Here is a 19,052-nt window from a genome sequence, read left to right on the forward strand (position 1 = left end):
GTCCTCCCGCCTCACCGCTCGCCCATAGCCCAATCCCGCCTCTGCCAGCCGATGGTGCACCTGTAACTTCTTGCTGAAAAACTACTTAGGGCATCTGGCGCGCTTCCTTGTGCAATCCGGCACGAGGGTTGCTTTAACCCTCAACAACCGGAGGGTGGAGGCTGTGTGCGTGACGCTGGACTGTCTTGCAAAGGCGCTCGGCGCCCGGATCCTCACGGCGGATGGCAGTGGCCCACGCGCCATCGAGCGGGTCTACGCCGGCGACCGCATGAGCGATCTCCTGAATCACACCTCGCCCACTGCGCTCATTGTCACAAACCTGGCGACCGCCCAGCTCGTTCGCGCGGTTGCGCTCCTCGATGGCTCGGCAGTGTGTCTCCTCAACGCGATTGTCCCAGGGCCGGAGCTGCTGCGCGCCGCGGCCAACAGCGGCACCGTGTTGATGGTCTCGCCGTTCGACATGTTCGAGACGTGCGGACGGCTCTACGATTGCCTGCGCCGCGAGCGCTCGGCCTCCCCCTCATGAGCACCGCCATGTACCGCATCATTGCCGGTGACTACGAACGCGTTGGGGCCGCCTCGAGCGAGCTCAAGGGCATGCTCAAGAGGGCGGGCGCGGAGCCGACCGCCGTGCGCCGCGCGATGATCGCCGCCTACGAGGCCGAGGCGAACGTGGCCATCCACTCCCACGGCGGCGAGATGCGCGTCACGCTCGACGAGGGGGTGCTGGATGTGGAGGTCGTGGACGCCGGCCCGGGCATCCCCGACATCGAGGCGGCGATGAGGGAAGGCTACTCGACCGCTCCCGCGGCCGCGCGGGAACTGGGCTTCGGCGCCGGCATGGGCCTGCCCAATATCAAACGCAACAGCGACCGCTTCGAGCTCGAGTCGGCGCCGGGCAGCGGCACGCGCCTGAGCTTCCGCATCTACCTGGCGCCCCAGGCGGCGGGGTGCCGCGCGCCCGTGTGGCTGCGCGTGGCGGCCTCGCGGTGCACCGGCTGCTTGCGTTGCCTGCGCGCCTGCCCCACGGAGGCGCTCCGCGTGCGCGGCGGCCGTCCTCAGGTTCTCGAGCACCTCTGTTTCGGGTGCGGCGCGTGCCTTGCGGCCTGCCCGGCCGGCGCGCTGACGCTGGAGGGGGTGGAGGAGACCCTGGACCGAGTCGCCGGCACAACGCTCATCGTGCCCGCGGCATTGCTTTCGCAGTTCGGCGCGCGCTTCGGCCCGGGCCGGGTCCTGGCTACGCTGGCCGCGCTGGGTGTGGCCGAGGTCTGGGTGCAGGAGCACTGGGAGCAGGCTCTGCGCGAGGCTGTGGCGGCAGTTGCGCGCGAAGAGGGCCGGCCCTGGCCCGTGCTGTCGCCTGTGTGTCCGGCAGTCGTGAGCCTGGTGGAGATGCGGTTTCCGTCGTTGATCCGTCACCTTGCCCCCTTCGCCTCCCCCGTGGAGGCCGCCGTAAGCGAGGCGGCGGGCCGGGACGCTGCTGTTGCGGTGGGCTGCCCCGCGCAATGCAGCGTGCTTGCCGCCTCGCGCGGGCGGCTCCGCGGAATCGTGGCATCCAGCTTGCTGGTGCAGGCGGTTCGGCGGCAGGCCGCCGAAGGGGGCAGGGGTGACGCCTCGCCGCGCGTCCCGCGGCCCGAGGCGGTGGGCGAGCGCGGGGAGGACGTTCTTCGCGTCACGGGCGCCCGGCGCGTGATCGCGGCCCTGGAGGAAGCGGAGAACGGCCTGTTGGCCGACGTGCCGGTGCTGGAGCTCCTCGCCTGCGAGGAGGGGTGTTTCGGCTCGCCGCTGTTGCGGGGCGAGCCCGCCGTGGCCCGCTGGCGCTGGGCCGGCGCCAGCGGCGCGGCGCGCCCGGCCGCGCGAGCCATCCGCCGCGAGAGGGCCTTCGCGGCGCGGCGGGGCCTGCGCCTCGATGAGGACATGGCCCGCGCGATCGCCAAGCTGGCCGAGATGGACCGGCTGCTCCGCGAACTGCCGGGCAGGGATTGCGGGCTGTGCGGCGCCCCCACCTGCCGGGCGCTGGCCGAGGATATCGTGCTGGGGCGCGCCGACGCGGCCGCGTGCCTGCAACGCCGCCTGGACAAGGAGGACAAGCGGTGAAGCTGACCGAGATCATCGAGCGCCTGGGCCTTCAGAACCTGACGCCCGAGATCCCGCTCGACGGGCGCGAGGCCAAGGGCGGCCACGTGTCGGACCTCCTGAGCGACGTGCTGGCCAATGCCCCTCGCCAAGGGGTGCTGGTGACGATCCAGGTGCACATGAACGTGCTCGCGGTGGCCGTCCACGCGGGGCTGTCGGCGGTGGTGTTCGCCGCCGGCCGCCTGCCCGAGGCGCCGGTGCTGGCCAAGGCCGTGGAGGAGCAGATGCCGCTGTTCGCCTCGCGGGCGTCCGCCTTCGACCTCGTGGGGGAATTGCACGCCCTCGGGCTCCGGGGACGCCATGCGTGAGGCGCTTTGCGGCCGACTTGCACGTGCACACGGCGCACTCGCCCTGTGCCGCCGACGAGATGACCCCGCCCGCCATTGTGGCTCGGGCGCTTGAGTTGGGGCTGGCGATGATCGCCATCTGCGACCACAACAGCGCGGAGAATGCGGCAGCCGTGCAGGAGGCCGCGGGCGGCCGCCTGGCCGTGCTGGCCGGCATCGAGATCACCACCCGCGAGGAGATCCACGTGCTCGGCCTTTTCGCCGATGCGGCGGCCGCCGGCGTGGTGGGCGCGAAAGTCCGCGCCGCGCTCCCCCCGCGCGCACGGGCCGATCGCCAGCTGCTCTCGACGGGCTGCGGGCTCGATCTCGCCCAGACCGTCGCGCTCGTGCACGGGCACGGGGGGCTGGCCGTGGCATCGCACGTGGACCGGCCCTCCTACGGCGTCATCGCCCAGTTGGGCTTCTTCCCGCCCGACGCCGCGTTCGACGCGGTAGAAATCTCGGCCGCCGGCGCCAGGAGAATCGCTGACTCCGGGCGGCCCATTACGGATTGGCGGACTAAGGCCGCCATCCCCGTGGAACTGCCCGTGGTGTGCGGCTCCGACGCCCACTCGCTCGACGAGTTGGGCGCGGGACGTACGTGGGTGGAGGCCGAGGACGCTACGTTCGAGGAACTGAGGCTGGCCCTGTGCGCGCGGGAGGGCCGGAGGTGTGGCTGTGCGTGACCTTTCGCTGCACCTGCTGGACCTGATGGAGAACTCGATCCGCGCCGAGGCCACGGTGATCTCGGTGACGATCGAGCAGGACCTCGCGCGGGACAAGCTGCGGATCGTGGTGGAGGACAATGGCCCCGGCCTGTCGGTGCCGCCGGAGCAGGCGACCGACCCCTTCTACACGACCAAGGCCGGGAAGCGCACGGGCCTGGGGCTGAGCCTGTTCCAGGGCGCGGTGGAGCGTGCCGGCGGGCGCATGACCCTGAGCCGTTCGCCCCTGGGCGGCCTGGCCGTGGCGGCCTGCATGCAGCTCGGGCACGTGGACCGCAGCCCGATGGGCGACCTGGCCGCCACCCTGTCGTCGGTCGTGTGCACGAATCCGGACGTGGATGTCTGGTGCCGGCTCATCGTCCGGGGGCCCGGGCAGGACGATGGCCGCGAGTGCGTGGTGCGCTCCTCGGAGGTGGAGAAGGAGCTTCCTTTCGGCGAGCGGTGCGGGCTGGCCGTGGCCCGGCGGCTCGCCGAGAAGGTGCGCGAGGGGCTGGCCGCCGTGGAGATCCTGGCGTGATGGGACGCCGCGTGAGGCGTGAGAAGAAAGGAGAAAGTGGCATGTCAGACGGAAAGGCGAGCGGCGCCGTCGAGGAGCAGGTGACAGAGCAGTCGCTCTACACCCAACTCGACGAGGTGCTGGAGAAGTACCGCGAGACGAGCGGCGCGCTGATCCCCGTGCTGCAATCGGCTCAGGACCTCTTCGGCTACCTGCCCGAGCAGGCGCTCAAGCGGATCAGCCTGCGCATGGGCAAGTCGTACAGCGAGGTGGCAGGGGTCGTGGGGTTCTACTCGTTCTTCTCCACCGCGCCGCGCGGGCGGCACCTGGTGCGCGTGTGCCTGGGCACCGCCTGCTACGTGCGCGGCGCCAAGCAGGTGCTGGAGGCGATCAAGGACCACCTGCGCATTGACGTGGGCGAGACGACCGGCGACCGCACGTTCTCACTGAGTGTGGCGCGGTGCTTCGGTGCCTGCGGCCTGGCCCCGGCCATGATGATTGACAGCGAGGTGCACCAGCGCGTGAAGGCCAACAAGGTCAAGGACATCCTCGACCAGGTGCGTCTCCAGGACGTGACCGCGAAGAAGGGAGACTGAGCCGTGGAGAAGAAGATCACGAGCCCGGCCGACCTGAAGGCCATCCGCGACAAGGCGCGGGCGGCCGTGGAACTGCGTACGAGCCAAGGCGACACCCACGTGGTGGTGCACATGGGCACCTGCGGCATCGCCGCGGGCGCGCGCGACGTGCTCGGGCAGGTCGTGAGCGAACTGAGCGAGGCCAAGGCGGCCCACGTGACGGTGAAGCAGACCGGCTGCCTGGGCCTCTGCGACCAGGAGCCCATGATGACCATCACCGACAAGGCGGGCAAGGAGTTCCGCTACGGCAAGCTCGACCGGCACAAGGTCCACGAGATCATCCAGGAACACGTCCTCGGCGGCCGGCCGGTCATCGAGCACATCATCACCTACTGAGGTGAAAGGGGCACAGAAACGCATGGATACCACACGATGTCACGTGCTGGTCTGCACGGGCGCCGGGTGCGTCGCCTCGGGAGCCAACGAGGTGCGCGACGCCTTCTGCGCCGAAGTCGAACGGCGGGGCCTCGACAAGGAGGTCAAGATCGTCGAGACCGGCTGCCTCGGCCCCTGCGCCGTGGGCCCGGTCGCCGTCATCTACCCCGACGGCGTCTTCTACCAGGGCCTCGAGGCGGGCGACGCGCCCGAGATCGTCGAGGAACACCTGCTCAAGGGGCGCGTGGTGGACCGCCTGGTCCACAAGGAGCCGGCCAAGGAGGAGCCGATCCGCGCGATCGGCGACATCCCCTTCTTCGGCAAGCAGGTCAAGATCGTGCTGCGCAATTGCGGCGTGATTGACCCGCTGAACATCGAAGAGTACATCGCCCGCGACGGCTACCAGGCCCTGGCCAAGGTGCTCACCAGCATGACGCCCGACGAGGTGATCGTGCAGATGAAGCAGTCGGGCCTCCGCGGCCGCGGCGGCGCCGGCTTCCCCACCTGGCTCAAGTGGAGCCTCTGCCGCAAAGCCGAGGGCGACGTCAAGTACATCCTCTGCAACGGCGACGAGGGCGACCCGGGCGCGTTCATGGACCGCAGCGTGCTCGAGGGCGACCCGCACAGCGTGATCGAGGGCATGGCCATTGCGGCCTACGCCATCGGCGCCTCGCAGGGCTACGCCTACATCCGCGCCGAGTACCCGCTCGCCGTCGAGCGCTTCGAGCACGCGCTCCGGCAGGCGCGCGAGTACGGCCTGCTGGGCGAGAACATCCTGGGCACGAAGTTCTGCTTCGACCTCGAGGTGCGCAAGGGCTCGGGCGCCTTCGTGTGCGGCGAGGAAACCGCGCTGATGACCTCCATCGAGGGCAAGCGCGGCGAGCCGCGGCCCCGCCCGCCTTTCCCCGCCAACAAGGGCCTCTGGGGCAAGCCCAGCGTGCTCAACAACGTCGAGACCTTCGCCAACGTGCCCGCCATCCTCCTCAAGGGCCCCGAGTGGTACGCCTCGTTCGGCACCAAGCTCTCCAAGGGCACCAAGGTGTTCGCCCTGGCCGGCGCCGTGAACAACACGGGCCTCGTCGAGGTGCCGATCGGCACGCCCCTGGGCGAGATCATCTACGACATCGGCGGCGGCATCCCGGGCGGCAAGGCCTTCAAGGCCGCGCAGATCGGCGGCCCCTCGGGCGGCTGCATCCCGCGCCAGCACCTCAACGTGCCGGTGGACTACGAGAGCCTGACCGAGCTGGGCGCCATCATGGGCTCGGGCGGCCTGATCGTGATGGACGAGGATAGCTGCATGGTGGACGTGGCGCGGTTCTTCCTGGACTTCGTGCAGGAGGAGTCGTGCGGCAAGTGCGCGCCCTGCCGCGTGGGAACCAAGCGCATGCTCGAGATCCTCGAGCGCATCTGCAACGGCAAGGGCGTCGAGGGCGATGTCGAGCGGCTGATGGACCTGGGCAAGAAGATCAAGGACACGGCGCTGTGCGGCCTGGGCCAGACGGCGCCCAACCCCGTGCTCTCCACCATCCGCTACTTCCGCGACGAGTACGACGCGCACATCCGCGAGAAGCACTGCCCGGCGGGCGTGTGCCCCGGCCTCGTGCGCGCCCCCTGCCAGAACGCCTGCCCGGCGCGGGTGGACGTGCCCGGCTTCGTGTCGCTGATCGGCGAAAAGCGCTACGCCGAGGCCCTGCGGCTGCACCGCGAGCGCAACCCGTTCGCCAGCGTGTGTGCGCGCGTGTGCTTCCACACGTGCGAGGACAAGTGCCGCCGCGCCACCCTCGACGAGCCGCTCTCGATCCGCTTCCTCAAGCGCTTCATGGTCGAGCAGGAAATCACCGTCCAGCTCCCCGAGATGCGCGAGAACGAGGCCAACGCCAAGCGCAAAATCGCGATCATCGGGGCCGGCCCCGCCGGCCTGTCGTGCGCCTACTTCCTGGCCCGCCTGGGCTACCGCCCGCGCATCTTCGAGGCCGAGCCTCGCCCGGGCGGCATGCTCGTGCAGGCCATTCCCGCTTACCGCCTGCCCCGCGAAGAGCTGGCCCGCGAGGTGCGCATGATCGAGCGCATGGGCGTGGAGATCGAGACCGGCGTACGCCTGGGCAAGGACATCACGCTGGCCGGCCTCCGCAGCGAGGGCTACGAGGCCGTGTTCCTCGGCATCGGCGCCCCGAACGGCGTGCGCCTGGGCATCCCGGGCGAAGAGGCGAACGGGGTGGTGGACGCGATCCGCTGGCTGCGCGAGTACAACATCCGCGGCTCGGCGCCCGTGGGGCGCAACGTGGCGATCATCGGCGGCGGCAACGCCGCCGTGGATGCGGCCCGCACGGCCATCCGCCTGGGCGCCCGCACCGTCACCATTCTCTACCGCCGCACGCGGGCCGAAATGCCGGCCTACATGGAGGAGGTTGAGGGCGCCGAGCAGGAGGGCGTGCGCCTCGAGTGCCTCACCGCCCCCGTGGAGATCGTGAGCGAGGGCGGCCAGGTGGTCGGCGTCAGGTGCCGCTCGATGACCCTGGGCGCGTTCGACCGCTCCGGGCGCCGCTCGCCCACCGCCAGGGGCGACGGGACCTACCTCGTGAAGGCCGACCAGGTGATCGCCGCCATCGGCCAGTCGCTCGACCCCAGCGAGATCATCAACGGCACGCCGCTGAAGCTCAACGAGCTGGGCTTCATCGAGGCCAACGCCGTGAGCGGCCGGACGTCGGTGGAATGGCTCTTCGCCGGCGGCGACGCCGTCACAGGCCCCAGCTCCGTGGTGAACGCCATCGCGGCCGGCGAGAAGGCGGCCGTGGCGATGGATGCCTTCCTCAGCGGCGAGGCGCATCCCTTCTGGCGCAAGGACAAGCAGGTGGACACGTACTTCGACCCCGACGCCGACCCCGTGGAGTACCCGCGGGCCCGCATCCGCCGCATCCCGGTGGACAAGCGCCGCAGCAACTTCCGCGAGGTCGAGCGCCCCTGGCCCGAGAACATCGCCGTCCGCGAGGCACGTCGCTGCCTGCGGTGCGACTTCCGCCGCGAATGACCCCCGGTGAGAACCTCCCGCAGGTCCCAGACCTGCGGGAGGTCACGACAGCGAAAGGAGCCAAGTCCCTATGCCAACGCTGACAGTGGACAACATCCCCGTCGAGGTCAGCAACGGGGCGACGATTCTGGACGCGGCCCAGAAGGCCGGCATCCGAATCCCCACCCTGTGCTACCTCGAGGGTGTGCAGGCCATCGGCGCGTGCCGCGTGTGCGTGGTCGAGGTCGAGGGCGCTAAGACCCTCGTCGCCTCGTGCGTCATGCCCGCCGCCGACGGCATGAAGGTGCTCACCAACTCCAAGCGCGTGCGCGACGCGCGCCGCACCATCGTCGAGCTCCTGCTCTCCGACCACGAGGGCGACTGCCAGACCTGCGACCGCAACGACGACTGCGAACTCCAGAGCGTCGCCCGCGAGCTCGGCATCCGCCAGGTCACCTACGCCGGCGAGAAAGGCAAGCGGCCCAAGGACACCAGCACCCCGGCCCTCGTGCGCGACATGGCCAAGTGCATCGCCTGCCGCCGCTGCGTCACCGTGTGCGGCGAAACCCAGGGCGTCGGCGGGCTCTTCCCGCAGAAGCGCGGCTTCAACACCCTCATCGGCCCGGCCTTCGGCGCCAACCTCAACGACATCGTGTGCGTGCAGTGTGGGCAGTGCGGCGCCGTGTGCCCCGTGGGCGCCATCAGCGAGCGCGACCAGATTGACGAGGCGTGGGCCGCGCTCGACGACCCGACCAAGCACGTCGTGGTGCAGACCGCGCCCGCCATCCGCGCCGCGCTCGGCGAGTGCTTCGGCTACAAGCCGGGCACCCTCGTCACCGGCAAGATGGTCACCGCCCTCCGACGCCTCGGCTTCGACGCCGTCTTCGACACCAACTTCACGGCCGACCTCACGATCATCGAGGAAGGCACCGAACTCCTCGTGCGCCTCAAGAAGGCCCTGGTGGACAAAGAGGCCGTGGCCCTGCCCCAGTTCACGAGCTGCTCGCCCGGCTGGATCAAGTACTGCGAACACTTCTACCCCGAGCTGCTGCCGAACCTCTCCACCGCCAAGTCGCCCCAGCAGATGTTCGGCGCCGTGGCCAAGACCTACTACGCCCAGAAGCTTGGCAAGCGGCCCGAGGACATCGTCGTCGTCTCCATCATGCCCTGCACCGCCAAGAAGTTCGAAGCCCAGCGGCCAGAGATGAACGACAGCGGGGTGCGCGACGTGGACATCGTGTTGACGACGCGCGAGCTGGGCCGTATGATCAAGCAGGCAGGTATTGACTTCACGACGCTGCCGGACGACAAGATGGACGCCCCGCTCGGCCTCTCGAGTGGCGCGGCCGATATCTTCGCCAACACGGGCGGTGTCATGGAGGCGGCCCTCCGCACCGTCTATGAAATCGTCACCGGCGAGCCGCTGCCCTTCAAGAACCTCCACGTCAAGCCCATCGTGGGCCTCGAGGGGGTGAAGGAGGCGGAGTTGACGATTCCCAAGGCCGTGCCCGAATGGAAATTCCTCGAGGGCGTCACGGTGCGGGTGGCGGTGGCCCACGGCCTGAGCAACGCCCGCAAGGTGATCGAGCGGATCAAGAGCGGCGAAGGCCAGTACCACTTCGTCGAGGTGATGACCTGCCCCGGCGGCTGCATCGGCGGCGGCGGCCAGCCGCGCCTGACCACCGACGCGGTGCGCAAGGCGCGCATCGCCGCCATCTACAAGGAAGACGAGGGGAAGAAACTCCGCAAGAGCCACGAGAACCCCGAGATCAAGCAGATCTACGAGGAGTTCCTCGTCAAGCCCCTCGGCGAGAAGTCGCACCACCTGCTGCATACGCACTACGAGCCGCGGCAGAAGGTGTAGAGGGATTGCGGACCGGCGGTTTCGGATTGCGGATCGGGGGCCCCATGCCTCCGAGCCGCAATCCGGAATCCGCGGCCAGAAAGCGGACCATGGGCATCGTCTCGACGATCCGCGAGAAGTGCAAGCGCTGCTACACCTGCGTGCGCGAGTGCCCGGCCAAGGCCATCAAGGTCGAGGGCGGGCAGGCCATGGTCATCGAGGAACGCTGCATCGCCTGCGGCAACTGCGTGAAGGTGTGCGCGCAGAAGGCCAAGCTGATCGAGGATAGCATCGCCAGCGTGCGGCGCATGCTGCGGAACGGCTCCCGCGTGTTCGCCTGCCTGGCGCCCTCGTTTCCCGCCGCCTTCCATCCCACCCGCCCGGGCAAAGTCGTCGCCGCCCTGCGGCGGCTGGGCTTTGCCGAGGTGTGGGAGGTGGCCTTCGGGGCCGAGCTGTGCAGCCAGGCCTACGGGCGGCTGTTCCGGGAGGCCCAGCGCGCGGGCCGGCGCGTCATCGCCTCCCCCTGCCCCGCCGTGGTGGCCTTTGTCGAGAAGTACATGCCGGCGCTCCACGACGCGCTGGCGCCGATCGTGTCGCCGATGATCGCCGCGGCCCGCGCCATCCGCAAACGCCACGGCGACACGGTGCGCATTGTCTTCATCGGGCCCTGCATCGCCAAGAAGAACGAGATCCGCGACCCGAAAGTGGCCGGCGAGGTGGATGGCGTGTTGACCTTCCGCGAGCTGGCCGACATGATCCGCGAGGCGGGCCTTGCGCCCGACGAACTGCCCGAGAGCGGGTTCGACAGCCCCCGCTGCCACATCGGCCGCTCGTTCCCCATCTCGGGCGGCCTCCTGAAGACGGCCGGGCTCTCCACCGACATCCTCGAGAACGCCGTCGTCATCACCGAGGGCAAGGACCGCGTGCTCGACGCCCTCGACGCCGTGGCCGAAGGGCGCAGCCAGGCCCGCTTCTTCGACGTTCTGTTCTGCGAGGGTTGCATCAACGGCCCGAAGATCCTCAACGATCTCAGCGTGTTCGCCCGCAAGGAGATCATCGCCGACTACGTCAACGAGCAGAGCCGGTTCACCACGCAGCGCGACCTGGCCGATGCCCTGGCGGAGTTCGAGGGCCTGGACCTCCGCCGCGGCTACACGCCCCAGGACCTCAAGCTGCGCCATCCCACCGAGGACGAGATCACCCAGGCGCTGCGCTCGCTGCGCAAGTTCGCCCCCGAGGACCAGCTCAACTGCGGCGCCTGCGGCTACCGGACCTGCCGTGAGAAGGCCATCGCCGTCTGCCAGGGCCTGGCCGAGCCCGAAATGTGCCTGCCCTACCTGGTCGAGGAGCTCGAGGAAACGTGCAAGGAGCTCCAGGCCTCGCACGCCGAACTCAAGTCGGCCCACCAGCGCCTGATCGAGAGCGAGCGGCTGGCCTCGATGGGCCAGCTCTCGGCCGGCGTGGCCCACGAGATCAACAACCCGTTGGGCACCGTGCTGCTCTACTCGCACATGCTGCTCAAGCAACTGCGCGACGGCGACCCGCGCCGGGCCGACCTCCAGATGATCGCCAACGAGGCCACCCGCTGCAAGGCCATCGTGCGTGGGCTGCTGGACTTCGCCCGCCAGTCGCGCGTCTCGAAGGCCCCGACCGACCTGGCGGCCCTGGTGGCCGAGGTCTTCGCCATCCTGGCGCCCAAGGCCAAGGAGGCCGGGGTGGCGCTCGCCTGCGACGTGCCGGCCGACCTGCCTCCCATGATGCTCGACGCCGCCCAGATCAAGCAAATGCTCGTGAACCTGGTGCACAACGGCGTGGACGCCACTCCCGAGGGGGGCAGGGTGGAGGTGGGCGCCCGGCTGTGCGACGCCGCACACCGCGTGGAAATCCGCGTGACCGACACCGGCTGCGGCATTCCCGAGGAGAACCTCTCGCGCCTCTTCACCCCCTTCTTCACCACCAAGGAGATGGGGCGCGGCACCGGCCTCGGCCTGGCCATCTGCTACGGCGTCGTCAAGATGCACTCGGGCGATATCGCCGTCGAGAGCCAAGTGGGCAAGGGCACCACCTTCACCGTCACCCTGCCCGTCGGCGATGGCCTGGCGGCGCCGGACGCCGCTCTCCCGCTCCCCGGCACCGTGGCCAAAGGGGGAGCACGATGACCCGCGAGGCCCCTCTGATCCTGCTCGTGGACGACGACCCGGACTTCCTGGACATGACGAGCCACGTTCTCGAAGCAGCCGGCTACCGTGTGGCCACCGCGCCGGACCCTCCCACGGCGCTGGACCTTCTGGGCCGTGAGACGCCTTGCCTCGTGGTGACCGATCTGATGATGACCGGCCTGGACTCCGGCTTCTCGCTGGCGCGGCAGATCAAGACCGACCCCCGCTTCCGAGGCCTGCCCGTGATCGTCGCCACGGCCATCGCCTCGCGGCTCGGCCTCGATTTCGCCCCGCGCACCGGCGACGACCTGTCGGCCATGCACGCCGACGCCTTTCTCGAGAAGCCCGTGCTGCCGGCGGACCTGCTCGCGGCGGTCCACAGGCTCCTGGCCCGCCGCCCAGAAGGGGAAAAGCCATGAGCGACCCCGTGCGCATCCTGGTGGTGGACGACGAACTCGGCATGCGCGAGGGCTGCCGCCGCATCCTGGCCGACGAGGGCTACGAGGTGGAGACGGCCGCCGACGGCCTGGCCGGGCTCGAGCTCTTCCGCGAGCGCGGCAACTTCACGGCGGCGCTGGTGGACCTCAAGATGCCGCGCATGGGCGGCCTGGAACTCGTCGAGAGAATCCATGAGCTGGACCCCGACGCCCTGATCCTCGTCGTCACCGCCTACGCCACGATTGACACGGCGGTGGAGGCCACCAAGCGCGGCGCCTACGGCTACATCCCCAAGCCGTTCACCCCCGACGAACTGCTGCTGCCCGTGCGCAACGGCCTCGAGCGCCGCGCACTCTCCCTCGAGGCCCGCCGCCTGCGCGAAGAACGCCAGAACCGCCTCCTCGAAGTCGCCTTCGAGCGCTCCAAGTGCAATACGGTGATCCACTGCATGACCGACGGCGTCATCGTGGTGAACCGCGACGGCCAGGTCGTGCTGCGCAACAACGCGGCGGCCCGCATGCTGCCCGAGTGCGCGGCCCTGCCGTTGCCCGCGCCGCTCGAGCAGTTGGCCTGCGCCCCGCTAACGGGCCTCGTCACCGAGGCACTGCACGCCACCTCGCTGCCGCTCATCGTCTCGCGCGAGATCGCGCTCGACCAGTGCACGTACATGGCCAACGCGAGCCCGGTCTTCGAGCCGGGCGGCGACATTCTCGGCGCCGTGGCCGTGCTCCGCGACATCACGGCGCTCAAGAAGCTCGAGATCGCGAAGTCCATGTTCGTCTCCATGGTGGCCCACGAGATCAAGAGCCCGCTGGCCGCCATCGAGGGCTATCTCAACGTCATCCTCAGCGGCGTGGGCGGCAACGACCCGCAGCGCGACCGCAAGATGCTCGAGCGGTCGTTGCTGCGCGCCCGAGCCTTGCGGGGCATGGTTGCCGACCTGCTGAACCTCACGGCGATGGAGACCGGCGACTTCGTTATCAAGCGCGCCCCGCTCGACCTGGGCGAGGCGGTGACGGCGGCGGCCGAAGCCTGCCGCGAACGGGCCGAGGCCAAGCACATCGAGCTGAAGCTCCAGGGTGCCGATCGCGCCGGCGCGCCCGTGCTGGCCGATCGTGCGGCCCTCGTGAGCATCTTCACGAACCTCATTGACAACGCGATCAAGTACACCCCGGAGAACGGACACGTGGCCGTGGAGGTCGAGCCCAACGGCATGTACGCCAAGGTGGCCGTGAAGGACGACGGAATCGGAATGGCGCCGGAGGAGAAGGAGCGCGCCTTCGACGAGTTCTACCGGGCGAAGAACGCGCAGACCGCCCACGTGCCCGGCACGGGCCTGGGCCTCACGATCGTCAAGCGCCTCGTCGAGATCCACCAGGGCCGCGTCACCCTCGACACCGCACCGGGCAAGGGCAGCACGTTCACCGTGCGGCTGCCCGTCGTCAAGCCCGACGAAGCGCACTAAGGCCGCGACGCCGATGAAGCGAAACGAGATCCTCGAATGGCTGCGGGAGAACGACGAGGAGCGCCTCGATGAGCTGTGGCGCGCCGCCGACGCCGTCCGCAGCGAGCACGTCGGCGACGCCGTCCACCTGCGCGGCCTGGTCGAGGTCTCCAACCACTGCGTGCGCTCGTGCGCCTACTGCGGCCTGCGCGCGCCCAACCGCGCGCTCCGGCGCTACCGCCTCACAGCCGACGAAGTGCTCGCCTGCGCCCGGGAGGCCGCCGCGCTGGGCTTCGGCACAGTTGTGCTTCAGGCCGGCGAGGACTACGGCCTGACGCGCGAGGGGGTGGCCGACCTCGTGCGGCGCATCCAGGCGGAGACGCCGCTGGCCGTGACCCTGAGCCTGGGCGAGCGGCCCGACGCCGATCTCGCTGCCTGGCGCGCGGCGGGGGCCGACCGTTACCTGCTCCGCTTCGAGACCTCCAACCGCGCCCTCTACGACCGAATCCACCCGCCGCTGGCGGGCCGCCCGTCCGACCGCATCGCGATCCTGCGCCGCCTGACCGCCCTCGGCTACGAGGCCGGCAGCGGCGTGATGATCGGCATTCCGGGCCAGACCTATGACGACCTGGCCGCCGACATCGCGCTGTTCCGCGAACTGGACCTCGACATGATCGGCGTTGGGCCCTACCTTCCTCACCCTGCGACCCCGCTCGGCGGCGGCACAGGCGGCGCGCCCGCCGCCGACCAGGTGCCCAACTCCGAGCTCATGACCTACAAGGTCCTCGCTCTCACCCGGCTCATCTGCCCGTGGGCCAACATCCCCAGCACCACGGCCCTGGCCACCCTCAACCGCGAGCGCGGCCGCGAGCTGGGCCTGGCGCGCGGCGCCAACGTGGTGATGCCCAACCTCACGCCGCCCCAGTACCGGGCGCTGTACGAGATCTACCCGGCCAAAGCCTGCCTGTTCGAGGCCTCGCGCGAGACCCACGAGGCCCTGAAGCAACGCATCCTCGCCCTGGGCCGCACCCTCGGCACAGGGCCGGGCCGTTCCGCGCGACGTGACCGCGCGACCCCTCCGGCGCGCGCGTGATATCGAGGTGTGCCATGCGACCGACGAGTCTGACGAGTCTGACAAGTCCGACGTGCCCGACGGGTCCGGCCGGCTCCGCGGCGGGCGCCGTGGATTTCATTGACGACGCGCTGCTCACGAGCCTGGCCGAGGCCGGGCCGGCCGACCCCGGCCAGGTGCGGGAGATCATTGCCAAGAGCCTCGCCAAGCAGGCGCTGAGCGTGGAGGAGACGGCGGTGCTCGTGCGCGCCACCGAGCCGGCGCTCGTCGAGGAAGTGTTCGAGGCGGCCCGCGAGCTCAAGCGCACCGTCTACGGCAACCGCATCGTGCTCTTCGCGCCCCTCTACATCGGCAACTACTGCGTCAACGACTGCGCCTACTGCGGCTTCCACCGGTCGAATGTGGACGCCGTCCGCCGCACCCTGGGCGAGGCCGAGATCCGCCAGCAGGTCGAGGCCCTGGAGGACCACGGCCACAAGCGCCTCATCCTCGTCTTCGGCGAGCACCCGCGCTACACGCCCCAATTCATGGCCGACACCGTGCGGCTCGTCTACAGCATCCGCAAGGGCCGCGGCTCGATCCGCCGCGTGAACATCAACGCCGCGCCCCTCGACCACGAGGGCTACCGGCTCCTGAAGGCCGCCGGCATCGGCACCTACCAGATTTTCCAGGAAACCTACCACCACCCCACCTACGCCCGCATGCACAAGCAGGGCACGCCCAAGGGCGACTACCTCTGGCGCCTCCACGGCCTCTCGCGCGCCTTCGAGGCCGGCTGCGACGACATGGGCATCGGCGCCCTCTTCGGCCTCTACGACTGGCGCTTCGAGGTCCTCGGCCTCGTCGCCCACGCCGTGCATCTTCAGAAGACCTACAACGTCGGCCCGCACACCATCAGCTTTCCGCGCCTGCGGCCCGCCTCGGGCGTGCACCTCCGGACGGGCTACGAGGTGAGCGACGCCGACTTCAAGCGCGTGATCGCCATCCTGCGCCTCGCCGTGCCCTACACGGGCCTCATCCTCACCGCCCGCGAGCCCGCCGCGCTCCGCCGCGAGGCCATGGGCTTCGGCGTCTCGCAGATTGACGCCGGCAGCCGCATCGAGCTGGGCGGCTACACCGAGGCCGGCGACGCCCAGGTGCGCGAGCGCGAGCAGTTCGAACTCGGCGACATCCGCCCGCTGGACGCCGTGATACGCGAGCTGCTCGAGGACGGCTACGTGCCCAGCTTCTGCACCGCCTGCTACCGCCTCGGCCGCACGGGCGAGCACTTCATGGAGTTCGCCATCCCCGGCTTCATCAAACGCTTCTGCACCCCCAACGCGCTTTCCACGCTGACGGAATATCTGGTAGACTATGCTTCGCCGCAGACCCGCGCCGCCGGCGAGCGGCGCTTGGCCGAGGAACTGGCCCAGATGCCCGACAGCCCGCTCAAACGCCAGCTCCTCGAACGACTCGAACGCATCAGGACTACCGACGAGCGCGACCTCTACTTCTGAAGCATGGCGCACTACCGCAAAGAACACGACCTCCTCGGCGAGCGCGAAGTGCCCGCGGAAGCGCTCTGGGGCATCCACACCCTGCGCGCCGTCGAGAACTTCCCCCTCGCCGGCCGCCCCGTCCACCCCGCCCTCATCCACGCCTACGGCACGGTGAAACTGGCCTGCGTGAAGACCAACCGCGCGCTCGGGGCCTGGGGCGACGACGCGGCGAAGGCGGATGCCCTCGAGGCCGCGTGCCAGGAGATGGCCGAGGGCAAGCTCGACCGCCACATCGTGGTGGACTCCCTTCAGGGCGGCGCCGGCACCTCGACGAACCTGAACGTCAACGAGGTGCTCGCCAACCGCGCGCTCGAGCTGCTCGGCGAGCCGCTGGGCCGCTACCAACGCGTCTCGCCCCTGGACGACGTCAACCGCCACCAGTCCACCAACGACACCTACCCCACGGCCCTCAAGCTCGCCGCCATCCGCCTCGTGCGCGCGCTCGAAGACAAGATCGTGCCCCTCCAAGAGGCCTTTCAGGCCAAGGAGAAGGAGTTCGCGCACGTCGTGAAGGTCGGGCGCACCGAGCTTCAGGACGCCGTGCTGATGACGCTGGGCCGCGAGATGAGCGCCTGCGCCGAGGCATTCAACCGCGACCGCTGGCGCATCTACAAGTGCGAGGAGCGCCTGCGGGTCGTCAACCTCGGCGGCACCGCTATCGGCACCGGCATCGGCGCGCCCCGGCAGTACATCTTCCGCGTGGTGGACACGCTTCGCGAGCTGACCGGCATCGGCTTCGCCCGCGCCGAGAACCTCGTCGAGGCCACACAGAACGCCGACGTGTTCGTCGAAGTCTCCGGCATCCTCAAGGCCTGCGCCGCCTCGCTCCTGAAGGTTTCGGGCGACCTGCGGCTCCTCTCCTCCGGCCCCGAGGCAGGCCTGGGCGAAATCCGCCTCCCCCAGCGCCAGGCCGGCTCCTCCATCATGCCCGGCAAGGTCAACCCCGTCATCCCCGAGGCCGTCTCCCAGGCCGCCATGCTCGTGATGGCCCACGACCAGGCCATCGCCTTCGCCGCCGCTTCGGGCAACCTCGAACTGAACGCGTTCCTCCCCCTCATCGCCCACTGCCTGCTGGAGAGCCTGGAGCTCTTAGCCCGCTCGTGCGACATCCTGCGGCGCCTGTGCGTCGAGGGCCTCGCGGCCGACGAGGCGCGCTGTCGCGCACACCTCGATGCCTCCACCGCCACGGCCACGGCGCTGCTCGGCTGCCTGAGCTACGAGGCCGTCTGCCGCCTCGTCCAGATCGCCGCCCGCGAGGGCAAGAGCGTCAAGCAGTGCGCCATCGAGCTCGGCCTCCTCACCGAGGAACAGTTCAACGAAATGGTCAGCCCCGAGGCCGTCTGCCGCCTGGGTACCCCGCCGGTGAGGAACGGATGAATGGATGGTTGGATGGATGGATGCCAGAGAAGACACCGACCCGTTGATCCTCTCCTGGATTCATCCATTCATCCACCCGCGCATTCATCCCCCGTATGTTAACGGGAGACCTGACTGATGGAGCGAACTCCCAAGGGCTTGCGGCTGCATATCGGCCTCTTCGGCCGGCGGAATGTCGGGAAATCGAGCCTGCTCAACGCCATCACCCGCCAACAGGTCTCCATCGTGTCGGACGTGGCGGGCACCACGACCGACCCGGTCGAGAAGCCGATGGAGCTGCTGCCCCTCGGCCCCGTGCTCTTCATTGACACGGCGGGGATTGACGACGAGGGGGCGCTCGGCGAGATGCGCGTGGCCCGCACCCGCAAGGTCTTCGACCGCACCGACCTCGGCGTCATCATCGCCGAGCCCGGCCACTGGGGCGCCTTCGAACAGCAGATCTACGACGAGTTGCGCGCGCGGAAGTGTCCCGTCATCGTCGTCTTCAACAAGTGCGACCTCGGCGAGCCCGACGCCGCCCTCGTCGAACGCCTCCAGAAGGAGAAAGTCCGAACCGTCCGCACCGTTTGTAATGCGGCCTTCAGGCCGTCTCCTGAAGAGCGACGGGCTGAAGCCCGCACTGCGAACACGGGGATTCTGGACTTCCGACAGGCGCTCCTCGACACCGCGCCCGCCGACTTCCTCAACAATCCCGCGATCCTCGCCGACCTCGTGGGGCCGGGCGAGATGGCTGTCCTCGTGGTACCCGTGGACAAGGAGGCCCCGAAAGGCCGCCTCATCGTGCCCCAGGTGCAGGCCATCCGCGACCTGATTGACGGCGACGCCTTCGCGCTCGTCGTCAAGGAGCGCGAGCTGCGCGAGGCCCTCGACCGCCTCAAGAAGCCGCCCAAGCTCGTCGTCACCGACTCGCAGGCCTTCCTCAAGGTCGTAGCCGACACGCCGCGCGACATCCCCCTCACCAGCTTCTCGATCCTCTTCGCCCGCTACAAGGGCGACCTGGCCGAGATGGTGCGCGGCGCCCTCGCCTGCGAGACCCTGCGGCCCGGCGACCGCATCCTCGTGGCCGAATCGTGCTCGCACCACCCGATCGCCGAGGACATCGGCCGCGTGAAGATCCCCCGCTGGCTCACCCAGCTCGTCGGCGGCAAGCTGCACTTCGACACGATCCAGGGCCACGACTTCCCCGACGACCTCGCCTCGTACAAGCTCGTCATCCACTGCGGCGGGTGCATGATGAACCGCCGCGAGATGCTCACCCGCATTCTCCGCTGCAAGCAGGCGGGCGTGCCGATCTCCAACTACGGCCTCATCGTCGCCTACTCGCTCGGCATCTTCGAGCGCGCCCTCGAGCCCTTCCCCGCGGCGCTCGAGGTCTACCGTGAAGCCCTGGCCGCCAGGGCTTAGCCTTCGCGCGCCCCCTCGCGTTTGCTATACTATCCCTCGGCCCGCGGAGCGAACAACATGCCAGCAGCGAAGAGCGTTGG

At 69.6% G+C, this 19,052-nt stretch carries 16 protein-coding genes; all 16 read left to right on the top strand.

The window, feature by feature from the left end; genetic code table 11:
• The first annotated feature begins 169 nt into the window (after window positions 1–169).
• The 16 genes from PLE19_01885 to hydF all read left to right on the top strand — a co-directional run bounded on the left by PLE19_01885 (window position 170) and on the right by hydF (window position 18,972).
• Window positions 170–526: a hypothetical protein gene (locus PLE19_01885; GenBank protein ID HPD13670.1), complete on the top strand. Its 357-nt coding sequence runs from the start codon at window positions 170–172 to the stop codon at window positions 524–526.
• Between the two features lie 8 nt (window positions 527–534).
• Window positions 535–2,094: a (Fe-S)-binding protein gene (locus PLE19_01890; protein ID HPD13671.1), complete on the top strand. Its 1,560-nt coding sequence runs from the start codon at window positions 535–537 to the stop codon at window positions 2,092–2,094.
• Window positions 2,091–2,441, top strand: coding sequence for a serine kinase (locus PLE19_01895; GenBank protein HPD13672.1), 351 nt, complete (start codon window positions 2,091–2,093; stop codon window positions 2,439–2,441). The genes PLE19_01890 and PLE19_01895 overlap by 4 nt, the downstream gene beginning before the upstream one ends.
• Window positions 2,438–3,145: a PHP domain-containing protein gene (locus PLE19_01900; GenBank protein HPD13673.1), complete on the top strand. Its 708-nt coding sequence runs from the start codon at window positions 2,438–2,440 to the stop codon at window positions 3,143–3,145. Before PLE19_01895 ends, PLE19_01900 begins: the two co-directional genes overlap by 4 nt.
• A complete protein-coding gene (locus PLE19_01905; protein ID HPD13674.1) occupies window positions 3,138–3,701 on the top strand; it encodes an ATP-binding protein in 564 nt (187 codons plus the stop codon). The genes PLE19_01900 and PLE19_01905 overlap by 8 nt, the downstream gene beginning before the upstream one ends.
• Before the next feature lie 41 nt (window positions 3,702–3,742).
• Window positions 3,743–4,276, top strand: coding sequence for an NAD(P)H-dependent oxidoreductase subunit E (locus tag PLE19_01910; GenBank protein ID HPD13675.1), 534 nt, complete (start codon window positions 3,743–3,745; stop codon window positions 4,274–4,276).
• 3 nt (window positions 4,277–4,279) lie between these two features.
• Window positions 4,280–4,651 carry a (2Fe-2S) ferredoxin domain-containing protein gene (locus tag PLE19_01915; GenBank protein ID HPD13676.1) on the top strand — a complete coding sequence of 124 codons (372 nt, stop codon included), beginning with the start codon at window positions 4,280–4,282 and terminating at the stop codon, window positions 4,649–4,651.
• Window positions 4,652–4,673: 22 nt separating this feature from the next.
• Window positions 4,674–7,718 carry an NADH-ubiquinone oxidoreductase-F iron-sulfur binding region domain-containing protein gene (locus PLE19_01920; protein HPD13677.1) on the top strand — a complete coding sequence of 1,015 codons (3,045 nt, stop codon included), beginning with the start codon at window positions 4,674–4,676 and terminating at the stop codon, window positions 7,716–7,718.
• Window positions 7,719–7,788: 70 nt separating this feature from the next.
• A complete protein-coding gene (locus tag PLE19_01925; protein ID HPD13678.1) occupies window positions 7,789–9,561 on the top strand; it encodes an NADH-dependent [FeFe] hydrogenase, group A6 in 1,773 nt (590 codons plus the stop codon).
• An 89-nt stretch (window positions 9,562–9,650) separates the two neighbouring features.
• Window positions 9,651–11,699: a [Fe-Fe] hydrogenase large subunit C-terminal domain-containing protein gene (locus PLE19_01930; GenBank protein HPD13679.1), complete on the top strand. Its 2,049-nt coding sequence runs from the start codon at window positions 9,651–9,653 to the stop codon at window positions 11,697–11,699.
• Entirely contained in the window at window positions 11,696–12,118 is a 423-nt protein-coding gene (locus PLE19_01935) for a response regulator (GenBank protein ID HPD13680.1), read from the top strand. The genes PLE19_01930 and PLE19_01935 overlap by 4 nt, the downstream gene beginning before the upstream one ends.
• Window positions 12,115–13,602, top strand: coding sequence for an ATP-binding protein (locus PLE19_01940; protein HPD13681.1), 1,488 nt, complete (start codon window positions 12,115–12,117; stop codon window positions 13,600–13,602). Before PLE19_01935 ends, PLE19_01940 begins: the two co-directional genes overlap by 4 nt.
• Window positions 13,603–13,615: 13 nt before the next feature.
• Window positions 13,616–14,674, top strand: coding sequence for a [FeFe] hydrogenase H-cluster radical SAM maturase HydE (gene hydE / locus PLE19_01945; protein ID HPD13682.1), 1,059 nt, complete (start codon window positions 13,616–13,618; stop codon window positions 14,672–14,674).
• A gap of 14 nt (window positions 14,675–14,688) precedes the next feature.
• Window positions 14,689–16,149, top strand: coding sequence for a [FeFe] hydrogenase H-cluster radical SAM maturase HydG (gene hydG / locus PLE19_01950; protein ID HPD13683.1), 1,461 nt, complete (start codon window positions 14,689–14,691; stop codon window positions 16,147–16,149).
• A gap of 3 nt (window positions 16,150–16,152) precedes the next feature.
• On the top strand, window positions 16,153–17,568 hold the full coding sequence (locus tag PLE19_01955; protein HPD13684.1) for an aspartate ammonia-lyase: 1,416 nt from the start codon (window positions 16,153–16,155) through the stop codon (window positions 17,566–17,568).
• A gap of 117 nt (window positions 17,569–17,685) precedes the next feature.
• Window positions 17,686–18,972, top strand: a complete 1,287-nt coding sequence (gene hydF, locus PLE19_01960) for a [FeFe] hydrogenase H-cluster maturation GTPase HydF (GenBank protein HPD13685.1) — start codon at window positions 17,686–17,688, stop codon at window positions 18,970–18,972.
• Window positions 18,973–19,052 lie beyond the last annotated feature (80 nt).

The organism is Planctomycetota bacterium (assembly GCA_035384565.1).
In the GTDB taxonomy this organism is placed as follows: domain Bacteria; phylum Planctomycetota; class PUPC01; order DSUN01; family DSUN01; genus DAOOIT01.